Here is an 18,754-nt window from a genome sequence, read left to right as displayed (position 1 = left end):
GAACTCATACTGGCATCCCGGAGCTCATCCCTCCAGGAGTGTCGCGCCGACGTATCCCCCCTCCTCGCATCCGGGAGGAACGGCGAACACCGCCGACCCCACGGCCGTGACCCACTCGTTGAGCAGGTCGAGCTCGTCCAACCGGCGCTGGATGGGGACGAACTGGCGCAGCGGGTCGGCCTGGTAGGAGGCGAAGAGCAGTCCGGCCTCGCCCCCGGTGCCGTCGCGCAGGTCGTAGTTGTAGCCGCGGCGGAAGATCCGCTCGTCCGGGTCGCCCGTCCGCGCCCGCCGCACGTGCGCGAACGACGGGATGACGGTCAGGCCGTCGGGGCCGGTGGCCGCCAGGTCCACCTCGTCGTGCTCGTTCTCACCGGTCAGCGGGGCGCCGTTGTCCAGACGGCGCCCCACCACGGCCTCACGGGCGGGCCGGTCGATCTCGTCCCAGGTGTCCAGGTCGGTGGCGATCCGACGCAGCACGACACTGGTGCCGCCGGCCATCCAGTCCGGGCCGTTCCCGCCCCAGACGAGGTGGTCGAAGTCCTCCGTCCCCGGTTTCGGGTTGACGGTGCCGTCCACCTGGCCCATGAGGTTGCGCATCGTGGTGCCGTCCGGCTGGGAGCCGTAGGAGCGCCGGAACCCGCTCTGGGACCAGCGCGGCCGACCGAAGGGGCGGGCGTCCCGGACCATCATCCGCACGGCGTGCGAGACGGTGACCGGGTCGTCCGCGCAGACCTGGACGAGCAGGTCGCCCCCGCCCCACTCCGGGCGCAGGTCGTCCCGGTCGAACTCCGGCAGCGGCCCCAGCCACTCGGGCACGGCGTCGGGGTCCACCCGTTCGACCAACCCGCGCCCGAACCCGAAGGTGGTGGTCAGCCGGGCCGGGACCTCGGCCAGTTCGGGCTCGGTGTCGGTCAGGGAGGGGGCGCCCTGGGTGAGGCGGGCGGCGTTGTCGCTGAGGATGACCATGAGCCGCCGCACGGCGTCGGCGTCGGCGTCCTCGTTCAGGTCGAGCGCGACGAACGTGGCGTGCGCCTGCGGCGGCGTCTCCACCCCGGCCTGGCGCCGACCGTGGAACGGCACGGTCCGGCCGCCGTGCGGGGGCGCCGACTCCGATCCGGGAGCCGGGTCGGCGCCACCGACCAGCCGGTGCGCCGCGGTGGCCCCGGCCGCGCCGATCCCCGCGGCCCCGAGTCCGGCCGCGCCGCCCAGGAGCAGGCCCCGGCGGCTCATCCGGCCGCCGCGTGCGTCGTCGGGTTCGGGGGCGGCCATCACTCGTCCCCGTATCCGTCGTCGGAGCCGCCACCGTCCTCGCCCGTGCCCGAGCCGTCGCCGTGGCCCTCGTGGCCCTCGTCCATGTCCTCCATGTCGCCCGTGCCGTCGCCCTCCATGTCGCCGTAGTCCTCGTTGGCGCCGGTGTAGGGGCGGATGGCCGCGTCGAAGGTGGTGGTCGAGCCGTCCTCGAACTCCACGGTGACGGTGAGCTCGTCGCCCGCCGCCAGGTCCCGGGTCAGCTCCATGAGCATGATGTGGTCCCCGCCGGGCTCCAGGGGGTAGCTACCGCCGGCCGGGACGACGAAGCCGCCCTCCATCTCGCTCATGCTGGCGTCGGCGCCCTCCAGGGTGCCCTCGTGGAGCTGCACCATGTCCGCGCCGTCGGCCTCGGCGGCGACGACGGTCAGCTCGCTCTGGGAGCTGTTGGTGATCTCACCGAAGACACCGGTCATGCCCTCGTCCTGGGTGACCGCCTTGATCCAGGGGTCGGTGATCTCGAAGCCGTCGGCCGCCGTGGCGTCCGCGGCGACCTCCTCGGCGGGGTTGTCCTCCTGCTCGCCGCTCCCACCGCAGGCGCTGAGGGCCAGGGCGAACAGGGCCGCCGCGGTGGCGGAACGGGTCGTGCGCTGGTGCATCGGATGACTCCGTGGTCGGGCCGCGGACGCGGCCGTTCACCGTGACAGTCGCCCTGGGGCCGCGCCCGGTTCCCGCCGTGGGGTCACAGAGCCGGTGAGGAGAAGTCCGTGTCCGTACGGGGCCCGCCGCGGCGCTCGGCGGGCCCGGGTCAGCGGCGCCGCCTGCTGATCGAGATCGTGGTGGGTACGGCGGCGTTGGCCGCGCCGTGCACGGTCACCTCCAGCAGCCCCTCCCCGTAGGTCGCCTCGACGTCCTCGTCCCCGATGTTCTCGGGGAGGCTGATGTCGCGGCGGAACGCGCCCATGTACCGCTCCGAGGAGTAGTACACGACGTCGTCCTCGTCCCGGCGGCGCTGGCCGCTGATGGTGAGGACGTTCTGGCTGAGGCTGACCGTCACGTCCTCCTCGAAGACCCCCGGCATCTCGCAGCGGATCACCAGGTCGTCGCCGCGCGCGAGGATGTCGGTCGGCGGGCTCCAGGCGTCGGCGAAGCCGCGTTCGCGCTCCCCGGCGTGGCTGATCTCGCTCGAGGACATGGTCTCGGAGATCCGGTTCATCTCGGTGATCATGTCCATCACCCCGTGGAAGGGGTTGCCGAACTTCTTGCGTGTCACGTCCGCCTCCTGCGGGTCTCGGTCTCCGGCTGGGCCACGCGGCCGTCACTCGCTCCGGGGTCGGGGGGTGGTGCGCCGCTCCTGGACCGACCGGCCCCGTGCGGCGTCGGGCGGCGGTTCCTCGGCCAGCGCCCTGCCCAGGCCCCACAGCATGAACAGCAGGATCACGGCGAAGGGGAGACCGGTCACGACCGCGGCGGCCTGGAGGGCGGCCAGGGCGTCCTCGCCGCCCAGGACGAGCAGGACCAGCGTCACCGCGCCCTCGGAGATCGCCCAGAACGCGCGCTGTCCCCTCACCGGGTGGGTGTCGCCGCCGTTGGTCAGCGTGTCGACCACCAGTGAGCCGGAGTCGGAGGAGGTGACGAAGAAGATCGTGACCACGAGGATGAGCAGCAGCGCGATCGCGTCGCCCATCACGGGTGAGAAGGTGAACATCGCGTCCACGAGCCGGAACGCGCGGTCCTCCTCGTTGAGCGCGGACAGTCCCGCGCCCTCGAAGAGCTCGTAGTACAGCCCGGACCCGCCGAAGACGCCGAACCACAGGACGGAGACGATCACCGGGGCGAACAGGGCGCCGACCACGAACTCGCGGATGGTGCGCCCGTAGGAGATCCGGGCCAGGAAGATGCCGACGAACGGCGCCCAGGAGATCCACCAACCCCAGTAGAAGATGCTCCACGTGGTGGTCCACTGGGCCGCCTGCGGATCGGCGAGCGGGCTCGGGAAGGACAGGCTGAGCGGGATGAGCGCGGCGAAGTACTCCCCCGCGGCCGTGGTCATGGTGCTCATCATCCACAGCTTGGGCCCGAACAGGAAGATGACGACCAGCAGCGCGAACGCCAGCCACAGGTTGATGACGGACAGGCGCCGGATGCCCTTGTCGATCCCGGCCAGGACGCTCAGCAGGGCGATGCCGGTGATGACGACGATGATGAGCGACTGCGTCATCTGGTTGACCGGCAGCCCGAACACGTGGCTGAGCCCCCCGTTGATCTGGAGCGTGCCCAGGCCCAGGGAGGTGGCCAGGCCGAAGAGCGTGCCGAACACCGCCAGGATGTCCACGAGGTTGCCCGGCCAGCCGAACGCGCGGTCGCCGATCAGCGGGTACAGGGCCGAGGCCGGACGCAGCGGCAGGTTCTTGCGGAACGTGAAGTAGCCCAGCGACATCCCGAGCGCGATGTAGATCGCCCACGGGTGGAAGCTCCAGTGGAAGAAGCTCAGGGCGAGCGCCTCGTCGGCGGCCTCCACCGGCGGAGCCTCGCCCTCGGGCACGAGGAAGTCGGAGTTCCTCGGCCAGGTCAGGTGGTGGATGGGTTCGGAGACGCCCCAGAACACCAGGCCGATGCCCATGCCGGTGGTGAAGAGCATGGCGAACCACGCCAGGGTGCTGAACTCCGGCCGTGAGTCGTCGGGGCCGAGCCGGATCCGGCCGAACTTGCTGAGCATGAGGAAGACGGCCAGGACGAGGAAGAACGTCGTGCACAGCACGTAGATCCAGCCGAGCTGGTTCCCGATCCAGTCGCGGGTGGCCGTCGCCGCGTTGAGAAGCGGGTCGGTGGCGACGATGCCGACGGTGACGAAGGTGAGGATCACGACTCCGGATACGCCGAAGACCGCGGGGTTGGTGTGTTCCCGTATGTAGTCGCGCAGGGTTGAGATGGTGGCTCCTCCCCAGCCCCGGAGGGTCGGCTGCCCTGCTGGCCGGGACGGCGGTGTCCGGTGTCGATGTGTCGTCCGTGCAGGTCACGGCCGGCGTATTCCGGATGGTAGGGGGAGACCGAGTGGTGTGCCCGGCTGGCGCGTCGCGGGAGGTTCCGCCACGGACCGTGACGAACGGGGCCGTGGGGTGGGTCAGAGCGGTTGGCCGGGGAGGGCGGAGTAGGCCTCGGCGAGCCGGTCGATGAGGACCGAACGCGGCAGGTGGACGCCGTCGATCGCGGTCACCGGGCGCACACCGGTCGTGGCGTTGGTGACGAACGCGCCCGCCATCCGTGTGCAGGAGGCTGTGGGGACGACCCGGGTCGAGACCGGGATCCCCAGGCCGACGGCGGCCCGTTCGACCAGCTGCGCGGTCACGCCCGGTAGGCACGGCGCCTGCGGCCAGACCAGGCCGCCGCCGTCCAGGAAGCCGATGTTCCAGGTCGGCCCCTCCGCGACGCGGCCGTCCGCCCCGGTGAACAGGGCGTCGTCGTGGCCGTCGAGTTGGGCGGCGCGGCGCTGGTGGACCGAGCCGAACAGACCGGTGCTCTTGACCTGGGGCGTGTCGCGGGTGAACGGCCGGGTGCCCAGGCGCAGGGGGCGCGGCGGGGCGTTCGGGTCGGGCGCGGGGCGGGTGGTGACCAGGATCTGGGGGAACGCGCGTGCGGCGGGACGGCCCAGGTCCATGTCCGGGTCGAAGACGGTCACGCGCACGACGCGGGGCGAGGGGTGGGACCGGGCGGCGCGGCGGGCCAGTTCGCGCACGCGCGGCAGGTCCAGTTCGGTGCCGAACAGGATGCGGCAGTCGCGGGCGAGGCGTTCGGCGTGCAGGTCCAGACCCCGGACGCGCAGGTCCGTGACGAGCATGGTCGTGAAGTGTCCGTATCCGTACAGGGCGAGGCCGGCGAGTTCCCCGGTGCTGACGGGGCGTCCGTTCAGTTCCATGTCGTCCCCATCATGGCATTACGGGACCTGGGTCACCCGGGTTTCCGGCACGAGCCTACGGAAGGACCTCAGGCCGGGGGGCGCGGAGCGCGGACCACACCGTCGAGCGTCGCGCCGACGCGGTCCAGCCAGTCGGCGATGACGGCCAGTTCACCGTCGGAGTAGTGGTCGTGCAGTTCCGTCATGGCCGCGCGCATGCCGGGGGAGGAGGCGGAGGCGAGCCGGTCGGCTCCCTCGGTGAGCCGTACCGCGATCTTGCGCCGGTCCCCGGGGTGCCGGGTCCGCTCCACGAGGCCCCGTTCCTCCAACCGGTCGAGGACCCCGGTGACCGACCCCGTGGACAGGCACAGGCTGTCGGCGATCTCCCCCGGCGTGAGGGTGCCGGACACGCGCAGCAGCGTGTAGCACTGGAAGTCCGTCGGGTTCATGCCGCTGAGGGCCGCCATCCGGTGCAGGAGGCGCACCAGACCGACCGCGAGCCGCTGACCGCCGTCCTGGAGGGCGTCGTAGAGTTCGGTCCGCGATCCGGCATCGGGTCCGCCGGGGGGCGAGGCCGGCGCCGTTTCCATGGAGCTCCTGGCGGGTCGGTGACCGGCTGGTCCGGTCCTACCCAGGATTCTAGGACGTGTCGTGCTCCGGCGGCGGCGTCCGGTCGGGGGAGCGGTAGCCTGGGCCGGTTCTTCCCGAGGAGGCCACCATCACCCGATCCGCAGCCATGGCAGAGCTCGTCGCCCCCGTCAGGTCCGCCGTTGAGGAGGACCTGCGCGACTACCTGGGGGGCCGTGTCCGGGAAGCGGGGGAGGCCGATGGCGAGTTCGGCCGCGACCTGGCCGCCTCCGTCGCGGGCTTCGCTCTGGGCGGCAAGCGGCTGCGTTCGGTGGTCGCCTGGTGGGGGTGGCTCGCGGGGGGCGGGGCCGACGACGGCGCGGACGCCCGCCGCGCGCTTCGCGCCTGTGCCGCGCTGGAGCTCGTGCAGACCTGGGCACTCATTCACGACGACGTCATGGACGGCTCCGACCTGCGTAGGGGCGCGCCCTCGGTGCACGCGGCGCACGCGGCGGCCCACCGCTCCCACGGGTACGCGGGGGAGGAGCGGCGGTACGCGGAGGGCATGGCGATCCTCGCCGGGGACCTCGCCCTGGTCTGGGCCGACGACATGCTCGACGAGGCCCTGGCCGGGCTGGCCACCCGGGAGGAGGCACGGGCGGTCTGGCGGAGGATGCGCACCGAACTCATCGCTGGGCAGTTCCTGGACGTGCGGGCGCCGGCGCGGCGCGAGCGCTCCGAGGCGACGGCACTGCGGATCGACCGCCTCAAGACCGCCGCCTACAGCGTGGAGCGCCCCCTGCACCTGGGCGCGGTGATGGCCGGGGCCGACCACGGGGTCGTCCGGGCCCTGCGGGACTACGGCGTCGACATCGGTACCGCCTACCAGCTCCGCGACGACGTGGACAGCGTGTACGCGGATCCCGCGCGCACCGGCAAGGATCCGGGGGAGGACATCCGTGACGGTAAGTGCACCCTGCTGATGTCGGCCGGGCTGCGGCTGGCCGAGGAACGGGGCGACGCCGAGGCCGCGCGCCTCATCGCCGACCCCGGCGCCGATCCCGACGACGCGACGGTGGGGGCGGTCGTCGCCGCCCTCGACCGCGTGGGCGCGCGCGACGAGGTCGAGAGGCGCAGACGGGACCTCGCCGCCAGGGGCGCCGCGCGCCTGGACGGTCTCGTCCTCGGCCCCCGCGCCGCCGAGGCGCTGCGTCTGCTCGGTGCGGCGGCCGCCGCACCCTCCGAGGGTGTGGAGACCCTCGGCGGCTGACCCCTCAGCGGTCCGGCGCGACCGCCGCCGAGGACTCCGCGCGGGGCGCCAGGACGCGGACGGCGTCGCCCAGTGACGTGAGGTGGCCGTCGCGCGCCCGCTCGGCCCCGGCCACCGGGCGCCAACCGGGCCCCGCGGTGAACAGGCGGGTCCTCGGCCGGGAACCGGAGATCGCGCGCGCCGTCGCCAGTACGGCCGTCTCACCCGCGCGGTCGGCCCCGTGGCACCACACGACCACCGCACGGGGGGCGAGGCGGCGCACCGCGGCCACCGTCGCCTCCAACGGGGTGCAGGCGCCGAGCACCCGGTGGGACACCCCGGCCTCCCGCAGCGCGGCGGCGAGGGCTTCCAGGGGGAGGCTGTGCATCTCGTGCGGGCCGCAGGCCAGGAGCACGGGACGGTCCCCGTACGGCTCGGCCGCCGGCGCGCGGGCGGGTCCGCGGACCCGGCGCAGCGCGGACGACACGCACCACGACAACAGGTGTTCGACCTCGACGTACCGCAGCGTGGCCTCCCACCTGCGGCCCATCCCGTACAGCAGGGGCATCGCCAGCTCCTCCCAGGCGGCCACCACGCCCCTGGACCGGAGGGCGTCCTCCAGGATCTCCTCCACCAGGGCGGCGTCCAGGCGCATCGCCGCGTGCGCCACGCCCTGGAGGGTCGGGGTCGTCCGCCCGGTCGGCCCCCCGGCGGCCCGGGGGAGCGGAGGCGCGGGAGGGCGCGGCGTCGTGACGCCGCCGTCGCGCGTCCGCTCCGCGGCGTCGGCGGGGGCCATCCCCTCGCCGACCAGACGGCACAGCTCGCGCAGCCGGGATACGTCATCGGGCGTGTAGCGGCGGTGCCCGCCCGGACTGCGGCCACGGGGCCCGACGCCGTAGCGCCGGTCCCAGCTGCGCAGGGTCGAGGGCGCGACGCCGAGCAGACGGGCCGCCGCCCCGGGGGTGAGCGCGTCGGGCACGGCACACCTCCCGAAACGTTGCGAAAGCGGTGCGACTTGTGGCCTTGGTCGCGTGCGACCGACTCTAGCTGGGACGACACCGAAAGGGGTGCAGCGATGGAACACGATGCGAAGCGTTCGGCCGAACGACGCCTGGCCGCCGTCCACCGGGCGGGGGCGGCGCTGACCGGACTCGTGCTCATCGGCTTCGGCGTGGCGGGTCTGATGATCCGGCTTCCGCTGTTCGACACCCAGGGCGAGGTGATCGCGGGTCTGTCCACCAACGGCGCGCTCAGCTTCGTCTCGGTGGCGTTCGGTTCGCTCCTGGTCGGGGCGGCCGTGCTCGGCGGCGCCTTCGCCTCCACCGTGTGCACGGCGGTGGGCCTGCTGTTCGTGGCGAGCGGTCTGGCCAACCTCTACCTGATGGGTGCCGGCCCCAACATCCTCGCCTTCTCGATGCCCAACGTGGTCTTCAGCTTCGTGGTCGGTCTCATGGTGATGACCTTCGGCATGTACGGCAGGGTGAGCGGCGGCCTGCCGGAGGACAACCCCTACCGGATCGCCCGGGAGCGGCGCCGCGAGCGCAGGAACCGGCGCCGGGACGCGGCCGTCGGCGCGGCGGGCTGAGCGCCGTGCGGGTGCTCGTGACCGGGGCCAGCGGCTACGTCGGAGGGCGGCTGGTCCCGCTGCTCCTGGAGGCCGGGCACGACGTGCGGTGCCTGGCGCGCACCCCGGAGAAGCTCCGTGACCACCCCTGGCGCGACCGGGTCGAGGTGGTGCGGGGGGACGTGGTCGACGGGTCCGGACTGGCCGAGGCGCTCACGAACGTGGACACCGCCTACTACCTCGTGCACGCGATGGCGGGCGGGCGCGGTTTCGCCGGGCAGGACGCCGAGGGCGCCCGCGTCTTCGCCCGCGCCGCCGAGGAGGCGGGCACGGGACGCGTGGTCTACCTCGGCGGCCTCGCCCCCCAGGCGGGTCCGCTCTCCGCGCACATGGCCTCCCGGACGGAGGTCGGCGACATCCTGCTCGCCTCCGCCGTGCCCACCGCCGTCCTGAGAGCGGCGGTGATCATCGGCTCGGGGTCGGCCTCCTTCGAGATGCTGCGCCACCTCACCGAGCGCCTGCCCGCCATGACCACACCGCGGTGGGTCCGCAGCCGGGTCCAGCCCATCGCCGTGCGGGACGTGCTCAGGCTGCTGGTGGGGGCGGCGGAGCTGCCCGCGGGGACCAACCGCACGTTCGACGTCGGCGGTCCGGAAGTGCTCACCTACGCGGAGATGATCCAGCGGTTCGCCGCGGTGGCCGGGATCCGGCGGCGGTGGATCATTCCGGTGCCCGTCCTGTCACCTGGCCTGTCCAGTCTCTGGGTGGGTCTGGTGACGCCGGTGCCGCCCTCCATCGCGCGCCCGCTCGTGGAGTCGCTGCGCCACGACTCGGTGATGCGCGAGGACGACCTGTCCGATCTGCTCGACGACCATGAGCGGCTCCGGTTCGACGAGGCGGTGGCGCTGGCCCTGCGCCAGGAGGCCGAGGCGCGCGTGGACACCCGGTGGTCGTCCGCCACCTGGCCGAGCGCCCCCTCGGACCCGCTGCCCACCGACCCGGACTGGGCGGGCGGAAGCCTGTACACCGACGAGCGGTCGCGGGTCGTGGAGGCGCCGCCCGAGCGGCTGTGGTCGGTGATCGAGGGGATCGGAGGCGACCGGGGCTGGTACTCGTGGCCGCTGGCCTGGGCCGCGCGGGGATGGATCGACCTGGCCGTCGGGGGTGTCGGCCTGCGTCGCGGTCGCAGGGACCCAGCCCGGCTGCGGGTAGGTGACTCGCTCGACTTCTGGCGGGTGGAGGAGGTCGTGCCCGGCGAGCTGCTGCGGCTGCGTGCGGAGATGCGTCTGCCCGGGCTGGCGTGGCTGGAGTTGGAAGTGGGGCGCGAGGGCGGGCGCACCGTGTACCGCCAGCGTGCCCTGTTCCGTCCCCGGGGGCTGTCCGGACACCTCTACTGGAAGGCGGTCACCCCCTTCCACGGTCTGATCTTCGGTTCGATGGCCCGCAACATCGCTCGTCAGGCGGCCCGGGAGCGGTGACGGCGCGGCGGTGATCGCCAGGGGCGGCGTGTGGGGCGTCTGGGGGTCGTGTTACCGTCGTGCCGAATTTAGCTCGAAAAACGAGATAATCTGTTTCAGAGCTATTAGTCGTCGATGCTGGAGGTGGACACGGTGAGAACCCGGAGAGGGACACCGGGAACCGGGCGCCGGAGGCGGCTGCCCGGGCTGGTGGCGGTCGTGGCGGTGGTGGCGTGGATCCTCGGGGCGGGCCCGCTCGGCTCGCTCCTCGGCTCTTTGGGCGACGTCCAGACCAACGACCAGAGCGCCTTCCTGCCGATCGGGGCGGAGTCCACGCGCGCGGGGGAGCTCGCGAAGGAGTTCGACCGCGGCGACAGTGTCCCCGCGATCGTCGTCTACTCCGGCGAACGCGACCTGGACGGCGCCGACCTGGCCGCCCTGTCGGCGGTCGCCGAGGGCCTCGCCGACCGGCCGTGGGTGGACGGACCCGTCGTCGGCCCCCTCCCCGGGACGGAGGACGCCTCCGTGGCCCAGCTCATCGTGCCGATCGACGCCGGTACGGACACCGGAGAGGCCGTCGGCGAGCTCAGGGAGGCGCTCGAGGACGACCCCGTGGCCGGGCTGCAGTCCCAGGTCACCGGGCCGGCCGGGTTCGCCGCCGACCTGGCCGCGGCCTTCGGCGGTATCGACACGACCCTGCTCCTGGTCGCGCTCGTCGCCGTGCTCGTCATCCTCGTCGCCGTCTACCGGTCGCCCCTGCTGCCGATCGTGGTCATCGTGTCCGCGCTCCTGGCCCTGGCCCTGGCGGGCGCGCTCGTGTACGCCTCCGCCGACGCGGACCTGATCACCCTCAACGGCCAGAGCCAGGGCATCCTCTTCATCCTCGTGGTCGGCGCCTGCACCGACTACGCCCTGCTCCTGGTCGCGCGCTACCGCGAGGAACTGTCGGAGCGGGACACCGCGGCGAAGGCCGTCGGCGCGGCCCTGCGCGGCGTGATCGGTCCGATCCTGGCCTCCGCGGGAACCGTGGTCCTCGGGGTGCTCTGCCTCCTCGCCGCCGACCTCGCCTCGACGCGGGGACTGGGGCCCGTCGTCGCCATCGGGATCGGCGCGGCCGTCCTGTCCGCGCTGACCTTCCTGCCCGCCGTGCTGCTCCTGCTCGGCCGGGCGGCGTTCTGGCCGCTCGCCCCGAACCGTCGGGGGGAGACCGCCGGGCGAGGGACCGACGCGGTCCTCGGCGGGCACCGTGTGTGGGGCGCGGTCGCCGCGTCGGTCGGACGCCGCCCCCGTGCCTACTGGGTGGGCACCGCGGTCCTGCTCCTGGCGGCCGCCGCCTTCGCGCCGCGGTTCGACGCCGAGGGCAGCTCCCAGGCCGAGATCTTCCGGACCGAGGTGGAGGCGGTCGACGGACAGCAGACCCTGACCCGGGGCTTCGGCGCCGACTCCACGGCCGCCCCGGCCCTGGTCGTCACGGACGCCGACCACGCGGACGCCGTGGTCGCCGCCGCCGAGGACGTCCCCGGGGTCACCGGCGCCGACGTGGTTCGCGAACCGGGCCCACCGGGACAGGAGGGCGCCCCGATCGTCGAGGACGGCCGCGTCCTGGTCGAGGCCGTGCTCGCGGCCTCCCCGGAGTCGGCCCAGGCCGTGGACACGGTACGGGAGCTGCGCGACTCACTGGCGGAGGTCCAGGGGGCCGACGCGCTGGTCGGCGGGGTCGCCGCGACCACCCTGGACACCCGGGAGACGGCCCAGCGCGACTTCACGGTGGTGGTCCCGCTCGTCCTCGTGGTCGTCTTCCTCGTCCTCATCCCGCTGCTGCGCTCACTGGTGGCGCCCCTGCTGCTGATGGCGGCGAACGTGCTGTCCTTCGCCGCCGTCCTCGGCGTCGGCACCCTGGTCTTCGAGCACGTGCTGGACCTGCCCGCGGCCGACCCGGTGGTGCCGCTGTTCGCGTTCGTGTTCCTGGTGGCGCTGGGGATCGACTACAGCATCTTCCTCATGTCCAGGGCGCGGGAGGAGACGCTCGTACACGGCCACCGCCCCGGTGTCCTGCGGGCCCTCACCGTGACGGGAGGTGTCATCACGTCGGCGGGCGTGGTCCTGGCGGCCACCTTCGCGGCGCTGGCGGTGATCCCCCTGCTGTTCCTGTTCCAGCTCGCGTTCCTGGTCGCCTTCGGCGTCCTGGTGGACACGCTGCTGGTGCGGTCGCTGCTCGTGCCCGCCCTCTCGCTGGAGCTGGGGGCGCGGACCTGGTGGCCGGGGCGCGCGGGCCGGGCCGTCCCCGAGGGGCGGGACCGCTCCACGGTGGCGGAACGCGCCGAGCGCGCGGTGGGCGCGGACGTCCCCTGAGCACGCGGTTCGCCCTGGTGACCAGCCGGGGCGGGTGACGGGCGGCGCTGAGGTCAGGCGTCGCCCGTCGCGCGTTCCATCGCGGTGAACGCGGTGACGAGCTGTTCCTCGGAGGTGTCGAGGTAGCGGGACAGTTCGACCGCGGCGGTGTCGGGGTCGCGCTCGGCGATCCTGAGGTGGATCCGCCGGTTCCAGTCCAGGTAGGGCGCGTGGAACTGTTCGGGCGCGTTCATGACGTGGAAGACCAGGCGGGTCTCGGCCAGCACCTGGCTCATGAACTCGTCGATCCGCGGGCTGCCCGCGAGACCGGCCAGCGCCTGGTGGAAGTGCATGTTGGCCGTGCCCATGCGCCACCAGTCGCCCACCTCCCGGGCGGCCTCGCCCTCGGCCACGGCGGCGCCGACGGCGGCGACCGCGTCCTCGGGCGCCCCTCGGGCGCCGCGGACCGCGGGAAGTTCCAGGGAGCGGCGCGCGCTGAACAGGTCGCGGACGTCGTCGCTGGTGGGGCGGTTGACGAAGACGCCCCGGTGCATCTGGTGCACCAGGAGGCGCTCCCGTGACAGGAGGCGGAACGCCTCGCGCAGGGTGTTGCGGGAGACCCCGTACTTGCGGCTGAGCCGCTCCTCGGACAGGCGGGTCCCGGGGGAGAGCGCGCCGTCGATGACGAAGGCGCGCAGCATGTCGGCGACCCGCTCGGCCTGGCTGGTGGCGCGGGCCAGGGCCTCCGGTGGCTCGGGGAGCCGGTCGATGAGGTCGTCCGTGGCCGTCACGTGGGCTCCTTCGAGGGGCGGGATCGCGTCCCTCCATGGTACGGACCGGCGGGTTGGATTTTACTGACCGGGTCTTTACCAGCTTTGTTGGATTGAAGTATTGTTCAACAATCCCACGATGGTGTGGGTCACAGCCATCCCCCTCCACACCAGGAGACCCCCGTGAAAGACACCTCCGCGGCCGCCCGGCCGCGCCCCCGTCCCGGCCGCGTCGCGCTCAACAGCGGACTGCTCGGCGCCCTGTTCCTCATGGCCACCAGCGCGGTGGGGCCCGGCTTCATCACCCAGACCACGACGTTCACCGCCCAGCTCGGCGCCACCTTCGCCTTCGCCATCCTGGTGTCGGTCCTGGTCGACATCGCGGTCCAGCTCAACATCTGGCGCGTCATCGGCGTCGCGAACATGCGCGCCCAGGACCTGGCCAACCGGGTGCTGCCCGGGGCGGGCTACGTGCTGGCGGCCCTCGTCGTCTTCGGCGGACTGGTGTTCAACGTCGGCAACCTCGCCGGTACCGGGCTCGGACTCCAGGCGATGACCGGGCTCGACCCGCGCTGGGGCACCGTCCTGTCGGCGGTCCTGGCCGTGGTCATCCTCGGCGTCAAGCGGCTCGGCGTGGCCCTGGACCGCATCCTCGTCGTGCTGGGCGTGGCGATGATCGCCCTGACCCTGTACGTCGCGTTCGTGTCCAAGCCCCCGGTCGGGGAGGCGCTGCGCCAGGCGGTGCTGCCGGACCAGCTCGGCTCCGACGTCTTCCTCGCCACCGTCACCATCATCGGCGGCACCGTCGGCGGCTACATCACCTACGCGGGCGCGCACCGCCTGGTCGAGCTCGGCAAGGGCGGGCGGGAGAACGTCTCCGCCGTCACGCGCACGTCCGTCACCGGCATCATCGTCACCGGCGTCATGCGCATCGTGCTCTTCCTGGCCATCCTGGGCGTGGTCGCCGGCGGCGCCGCCGTCATGGAGGCCGCCAACCCGGCGGCGGAGGCCTTCCGCCAGGCCGCGGGTGAGGTCGGGCTGCGGATGTTCGGCGTGATCTTCTGGGCCGCCGCCGTCAGCTCGGTGATCGGCGCGTCCTACACCTCGGTCTCCTTCGTCTCCACCTTCCACCCCGTGCTCACCCAGCGTCGGGGCGCGCTGGTCACCGGCTTCGTCGGTGTCTCACTGGTGATCTTCCTCCTCGCCGGTCAGGCCCCCGCGACCCTGCTCGTCCTGGCCGGGGCGCTCAACGGCGCCATCCTGCCGGTCGGCCTCGGGATCATGCTGTGGGTGGCCACCCGCCGCTCCCGCGACCTGCTCGGCGGCTACCGTTACCCGCGCTGGCTGCTCGCCGTCGGCTGGGCCGCCTGGGCGCTGACCCTGTACATGGCCTGGAACGCGCTCGGCGGCATCGCCGCGCTCTGGCAGTAGGACGCGACCCCGGGCACCGTCCCCGACCCCTGAGGAGGACACACCTTGCGCATCGACCTCAACTCCGACCTCGGCGAGGGCCACGGCCGCTGGGAGCTGGGTGACGACCAGGCGCTGCTGTCCATCGTCACCAGCGCCAACGTCGCCTGCGGGTTCCACGCCGGGGACCCGACCGTGCTGCGGCACACCACCCGCGCCGCCGCCGAACGCGGTGTGGCCGTCGGCGCGCACGTCGGGTACCGCGACCTGACCGGGTTCGGGCGGCGCTTCATCGACATGCCGCCCGCCGAGCTGGCCGACGAGGTCGTCTACCAGCTCGGCGCCCTGTCCGCGTTCACCGGGATGGCCGGGGAACGCATCCGCTACGTCAAGCCGCACGGCGCCCTGTACAACGCGATCGTGCACCACACCGACCAGGCCGGAGCCGTGGCCGCCGCGGTCGCCTCCTTCGACTCCGACCTGCCCGTCCTCGGCCTGCCCGGCTCCGAGTTCCTGCGCCTGGCGGAGGAGTTCGGGCTGCCCACCCACCGGGAGGCGTTCGCCGACCGCGCCTACACCCCCGAGGGGACGCTGGTCTCCCGCCGCGAACCCGGCGCCGTCCTGCACGACCCGGCCGAGATCGCCGAGCGGTGCCTGCGCATCGCCCGGGGCGAGCCGATCACCGCGATCGACGGCAGCCGGATCCGTGTCGAGGCCGACTCGCTCTGCGTGCACGGCGACAGTCCGGGGGCGGTGGAGATCGCCCGGACCGTGGCCGACAAACTGCGGGCCGAGGGCGTCACCCTGGCGCCCTTCACCACCTGACACTGGGAGGAACCGAACGTGCGCGTCCTGACGTGCGCCGACACCGGGGTGCTGGTGGAGGTCGCCGACCTGTCGGAGGTGATCGCCCTGCGCGCCGCGCTCGCGGCGCGTCCCGTGCCCGGGGTCACCGACGTCGTGCCCGCCGCCCGCACCGTGCTGCTGCGGGTGGCGCCCGGCACGAACACCGACGCGGTCGCCGCGGCCGTCACCGCCCTGTCCCTGGACGGGGCGGAGCGGGCGGGCGACGGCGGCACGGTCACCATCCCGGTCACCTACGACGGCGAGGACCTGGCCGACGTGGCCGCGCTGACCGGGCTCACCCCGGCGGGGGTGGTCAGGGCGCACACCTCCGCGACGTGGACGGTCGCGTTCTGCGGGTTCGCGCCCGGGTTCGGGTACATGGTCGGCGACGACCCGCGCCTGCACGTGCCCCGACGCTCCGAGGCGCGCACCCGGGTTCCCGCCGGATCCGTGGCCCTGGCGGGGGAGTTCGCTGGCGTGTACCCGCGCAGCTCCCCGGGCGGGTGGCGGCTGATCGGCCGCACCGACGCGCGGGTGTGGGACCTGGACCGCGATCCGCCGGGGCTGCTGCGGCCCGGCGTGCGGGTGCGATTCACGGAGGCGGCGTGACCGAGCTGGAGATCCTGGCCACCGGCCCGATGACCACCGTGCAGGACGCCGGGCGGTTCGGCCACGCCGACCTCGGGGTGGGTCGCTCCGGTGCGGCCGACACCGCGTCCTACGCCCTGGCCAACCGGCTCGTGGCCAACCCGGTCGGCGCCGCCGCCCTGGAGGTCACCATGGGCGGGCTGCGCGTGCGGGCGCGCGGCGCGGTGACCGTCGCCGTCACCGGGGCGCCCGTGCCGCTGCGGGTGGACGGGCGCGGCGTGGCGACGGACGCCGTGCTCCACCTGCCCGACGGCGCGGAGCTGTCCATGGGCGTGCCCGCACGCGGGCTGCGCAGCTACCTGGCCGTGCGCGGGGGCGTGGACGTGCCACCCGTGCTGGGATCGCGCAGCACCGACGTCCTGGCGGGACTCGGCCCGGCCGTGCCCACGCCCGGCGACCTGCTGCCGGTGGGCCCGGCGCCCGCCGGGTTCCCCCGGGTCGACCACGTCGCGACCGCGCCCGTGGGCGGACCGTCGATCGACCTGCGGGTGGTGCTCGGGGCTCGGGACGACTGGTTCACCCCGGAGGCGGTGGCCACGCTGCTGTCCCGGGAGTACGAGGTGACCTCGCGCAGCGACCGGGTCGGCGCCCGCCTGACCGGGCCGGTGCTGGAGCGGTCGCGAGGCGGTGAGCTGCCCAGTGAGGGCATGGTCGCCGGTTCCCTCCAGGTGCCGCCCAACGGGGAGCCGGTGCTGTTCCTGGCCGACCACCCGGTGACCGGCGGCTACCCGGTCATCGCCGTCGTGCACTCCGCGCACCTGCCCCGGGCGGCCCAGGCCGCGCCCGGGACCCGGATGCGGTTCACACTCTGACCCGGAGGTCTCCCGATGTCCCAGCCCGCCGCCCGTGCCGCGCTGTCCCCCGACGAGGCCCGCGCCCTGTTCCGCCGTGGGCTTCGGGTTCCCACGGCCGGGTACAGCGCGGGGTTCGCACAGGCCAACCTCATCGCCCTGCCCCGGGACCTGGCGTTCGACTTCCTGCTGTTCGCCCAGCGCAACCCGAGGGCGTGCCCGGTGCTGGACGTGGTCGAGCCCGGGGAGACCTCGGCCCCGGTGTTCGGGGGCGACCTGCGCACCGACCTGCCCGCCTACCGGGTGTACCGGCACGGGGAGCTGGTGGAGGAGCGCACGGACGTCACCGACCTGTGGCGGCCGGACCTGGTGGCGTTCCTCATCGGGTGCAGCTTCACCTTCGAGGCCCCGCTGCTGGCCGCCGGGGTACCCGTCCGTCATGTCGAGGCGGGGACCAACGTGCCGATGTACGTGACCGGCCGCCGGTGCCGCCCGGCCGGACGGTTCCGGGGGCCGCTCGTGGTGTCGATGCGGCCCGTTCCCGCCGACCGGGTCGCCGACGCGGTGCGGATCACCTCGCGGTACCCGGCGGTGCACGGGGCGCCGGTGCACGTGGGGGAGCCGGAGGTGTTGGGGATCGCGGACCTGGCCCGGACCGACTTCGGCGATCCGGTGGAGGTGCGGCCGGGGGAGGTGCCGGTGTTCTGGGCGTGCGGGGTGACGCCGCAGGCGGCGGTGACGGCGTCGGCGCCGGAGTTCGCGATCGGGCACGCGCCGGGGCACATGGCGGTCACCGACGTCCGGGACGCCGACTACCAGGTGCCCTAGCCGCAGAAGCCGAATCTGATCTGTGTGGCGGCTCCTTCCCAGTCGCCTGGCCCGGTGATGTAGCCGCTGTACCTGACGCACTTACCCGCGGCGTCCGCGACGACGGCGGCGTAGTGGGAGTAATCGCCGTACTCCTGCCGGAGCCGTTCCCCCTCGACGGTCAGGCTGGCGGAGATGACGCCAGGGGGTCCTCCGTGCAGGCTGTCGGTCCGGCGGGTGACCACGCAGTTCTGGCCGTGGCTGGAGTTCCACAGCAGGTGGACGGTGCCCAGACGCGTGCCGGTCCATTCGTCGTGGATGGGGAGCGACTCCAGTTCGACCGCGTACCCCTTCGTCCACTTGCAGCCGTACTCGGAGAAGGCGGCGGAGGTGACGGTATGGGCCGAGGCAGGGCTGGAGAGGGCCGCGGTCGCTCCGAGAGCGAGGGCCAGGGGGAGGACGGTACGTCGGAGGGCGGTGGCCAGAGTGGTCAAGACGGGTTCCTTCTCGGGCGGGGGATCGTGACGGCGGTGTTCGTGGGGCGGGGCGGTGCGGCCCGTCGGAACGGGCCGCACCGCCGGGGACGTCAGGAGCAGAACTCGTAGTTGTCCGAGATCCTGATCGCGATCTCACCGTTGTGGTCGACCCGGCCGCCGAAACGGACGCACTGGCCACGGGCCGGCGCGTGTACGGCCGCGTAGTGTGCCCAGTTCGAGTCCCCGTCCTCGATGGGGGCCTTGTTCTGGATGTAGAGACCGGCCGCCGTGAAGCCGGGGTCGCCGTGCGCGGACCCGGTCCGGCGCGTGACGACGCAGTTCTCGCCGTTGCCGTTGTTCCAGAGCAGATACGCCGTCCCGTACCGGGTTCCGGTCTCGTTCCCGTTCAGGGCGAGGGTGTCCAGGATCTGGTAGGAGGAGGAGCCCCAGTTACAACCCGCTGAGGAGCTGACCGCGCTGCCGAGGCTGTGGGCGCTGGCGGACGGGGCGATCGAGACGGTCAAAGCCAGCGTCCCGAGCGCGACGAGGAAGGTTCGGGTGAGGGTTCGGATGTTGAGGGACATGGGAGCCCTTTCGGTGGTCGGGTTCGTCGCCGACGTACGACACCCGAAACCCTGCCCGGGCGGACTTCGCAACCGCTTCGATTCCGCTTGCCTGCGGCCTCCGGCCCCCGG

The 18,754-nt window shown here is 73.4% G+C and carries 19 protein-coding genes; 9 read left to right on the top strand and 10 right to left on the bottom strand.

Annotated elements, in window-relative coordinates; genetic code table 11:
* Nucleotides 1–24: 24 nt before the first annotated feature.
* The 6 genes from KIK06_RS15915 to KIK06_RS15890 form a co-directional block, all read right to left on the bottom strand.
* Complete coding sequence (locus KIK06_RS15915; RefSeq protein ID WP_268643802.1) at nt 25–1,269, bottom strand: Dyp-type peroxidase; 1,245 nt, start codon at nt 1,267–1,269, stop codon at nt 25–27.
* Complete coding sequence (locus tag KIK06_RS15910; RefSeq protein WP_268643801.1) at nt 1,269–1,907, bottom strand: copper chaperone PCu(A)C; 639 nt, start codon at nt 1,905–1,907, stop codon at nt 1,269–1,271. Before KIK06_RS15910 ends, KIK06_RS15915 begins: the two co-directional genes overlap by 1 nt.
* A 149-nt stretch (nt 1,908–2,056) precedes the next feature.
* Nucleotides 2,057–2,521 carry an Hsp20/alpha crystallin family protein gene (locus KIK06_RS15905; RefSeq protein WP_017599436.1) on the bottom strand — a complete coding sequence of 155 codons (465 nt, stop codon included), beginning with the start codon at nt 2,519–2,521 and terminating at the stop codon, nt 2,057–2,059.
* A gap of 45 nt (nt 2,522–2,566) precedes the next feature.
* Complete coding sequence (locus KIK06_RS15900; RefSeq protein ID WP_268646013.1) at nt 2,567–4,159, bottom strand: BCCT family transporter; 1,593 nt, start codon at nt 4,157–4,159, stop codon at nt 2,567–2,569.
* Nucleotides 4,160–4,372: 213 nt separating this feature from the next.
* The gene (locus KIK06_RS15895; protein ID WP_268643799.1) at nt 4,373–5,164 is read right to left on the bottom strand and encodes an aminotransferase class IV family protein; all 792 of its coding nucleotides are present in this window, start codon (nt 5,162–5,164) and stop codon (nt 4,373–4,375) included.
* Nucleotides 5,165–5,232: 68 nt separating this feature from the next.
* The gene (locus tag KIK06_RS15890; RefSeq protein WP_017599433.1) at nt 5,233–5,733 is read right to left on the bottom strand and encodes a MarR family winged helix-turn-helix transcriptional regulator; all 501 of its coding nucleotides are present in this window, start codon (nt 5,731–5,733) and stop codon (nt 5,233–5,235) included.
* Between the two features lie 146 nt (nt 5,734–5,879).
* On the opposite strand from KIK06_RS15890, the gene KIK06_RS15885 reads away from it, so the two are divergent.
* Nucleotides 5,880–6,980, top strand: coding sequence for a polyprenyl synthetase family protein (locus KIK06_RS15885; protein ID WP_268643798.1), 1,101 nt, complete (start codon nt 5,880–5,882; stop codon nt 6,978–6,980).
* Between the two features lie 4 nt (nt 6,981–6,984).
* On the opposite strand, the gene KIK06_RS15880 is transcribed toward KIK06_RS15885, so the two are convergent.
* Complete coding sequence (locus KIK06_RS15880; protein ID WP_268643797.1) at nt 6,985–7,938, bottom strand: MerR family transcriptional regulator; 954 nt, start codon at nt 7,936–7,938, stop codon at nt 6,985–6,987.
* Between the two features lie 96 nt (nt 7,939–8,034).
* Between KIK06_RS15880 and KIK06_RS15875 the strand changes: the two genes are divergently transcribed.
* From KIK06_RS15875 to KIK06_RS15865, 3 genes are all read left to right on the top strand, one after another.
* On the top strand, nt 8,035–8,544 hold the full coding sequence (locus KIK06_RS15875) for a DUF4383 domain-containing protein (RefSeq protein WP_268643796.1): 510 nt from the start codon (nt 8,035–8,037) through the stop codon (nt 8,542–8,544).
* 5 nt (nt 8,545–8,549) lie between these two features.
* Nucleotides 8,550–10,001 carry an SDR family oxidoreductase gene (locus tag KIK06_RS15870; protein ID WP_268643795.1) on the top strand — a complete coding sequence of 484 codons (1,452 nt, stop codon included), beginning with the start codon at nt 8,550–8,552 and terminating at the stop codon, nt 9,999–10,001.
* A 114-nt stretch (nt 10,002–10,115) separates the two neighbouring features.
* Nucleotides 10,116–12,332 (top strand): MMPL family transporter, encoded by a 2,217-nt coding sequence (locus KIK06_RS15865; protein WP_268643794.1) that lies wholly within the window; start codon nt 10,116–10,118, stop codon nt 12,330–12,332.
* Between the two features lie 53 nt (nt 12,333–12,385).
* Here KIK06_RS15865 and KIK06_RS15860 read toward each other — a convergent pair whose 3' ends face one another.
* Complete coding sequence (locus tag KIK06_RS15860; RefSeq protein ID WP_268643793.1) at nt 12,386–13,102, bottom strand: GntR family transcriptional regulator; 717 nt, start codon at nt 13,100–13,102, stop codon at nt 12,386–12,388.
* Between the two features lie 162 nt (nt 13,103–13,264).
* On the opposite strand from KIK06_RS15860, the gene KIK06_RS15855 reads away from it, so the two are divergent.
* The 5 genes from KIK06_RS15855 to KIK06_RS15835 are packed head-to-tail and all read left to right on the top strand — an operon-like array spanning nt 13,265 to nt 17,604.
* Nucleotides 13,265–14,512, top strand: coding sequence for an NRAMP family divalent metal transporter (locus KIK06_RS15855; protein ID WP_268643792.1), 1,248 nt, complete (start codon nt 13,265–13,267; stop codon nt 14,510–14,512).
* Between the two features lie 45 nt (nt 14,513–14,557).
* A complete protein-coding gene (locus KIK06_RS15850; RefSeq protein WP_017599425.1) occupies nt 14,558–15,316 on the top strand; it encodes a LamB/YcsF family protein in 759 nt (252 codons plus the stop codon).
* An 18-nt stretch (nt 15,317–15,334) separates the two neighbouring features.
* Nucleotides 15,335–15,946 carry a 5-oxoprolinase subunit B family protein gene (locus KIK06_RS15845; RefSeq protein ID WP_268643791.1) on the top strand — a complete coding sequence of 204 codons (612 nt, stop codon included), beginning with the start codon at nt 15,335–15,337 and terminating at the stop codon, nt 15,944–15,946.
* Nucleotides 15,943–16,797 (top strand): biotin-dependent carboxyltransferase family protein, encoded by an 855-nt coding sequence (locus KIK06_RS15840; RefSeq protein WP_268643790.1) that lies wholly within the window; start codon nt 15,943–15,945, stop codon nt 16,795–16,797. Before KIK06_RS15845 ends, KIK06_RS15840 begins: the two co-directional genes overlap by 4 nt.
* Nucleotides 16,798–16,812: 15 nt before the next feature.
* Nucleotides 16,813–17,604, top strand: a complete 792-nt coding sequence (locus KIK06_RS15835) for a putative hydro-lyase (RefSeq protein WP_268643789.1) — start codon at nt 16,813–16,815, stop codon at nt 17,602–17,604.
* Here the strand turns inward: KIK06_RS15835 and KIK06_RS15830 are convergent.
* Together KIK06_RS15830 and KIK06_RS15825 are read right to left on the bottom strand one after the other, a co-directional pair.
* Nucleotides 17,601–18,077 carry a hypothetical protein gene (locus tag KIK06_RS15830; protein WP_268643788.1) on the bottom strand — a complete coding sequence of 159 codons (477 nt, stop codon included), beginning with the start codon at nt 18,075–18,077 and terminating at the stop codon, nt 17,601–17,603. The genes KIK06_RS15835 and KIK06_RS15830 overlap by 4 nt on opposite strands.
* Before the next feature lie 92 nt (nt 18,078–18,169).
* Complete coding sequence (locus KIK06_RS15825; RefSeq protein WP_268643787.1) at nt 18,170–18,643, bottom strand: hypothetical protein; 474 nt, start codon at nt 18,641–18,643, stop codon at nt 18,170–18,172.
* Nucleotides 18,644–18,754 lie beyond the last annotated feature (111 nt).

It is taken from the genome of Nocardiopsis sp. EMB25, assembly GCF_026797795.1.
Lineage (GTDB): Bacteria > Actinomycetota > Actinomycetes > Streptosporangiales > Streptosporangiaceae > Nocardiopsis > Nocardiopsis lucentensis.
This window is presented reverse-complemented; position numbering and strand designations above follow the sequence as displayed.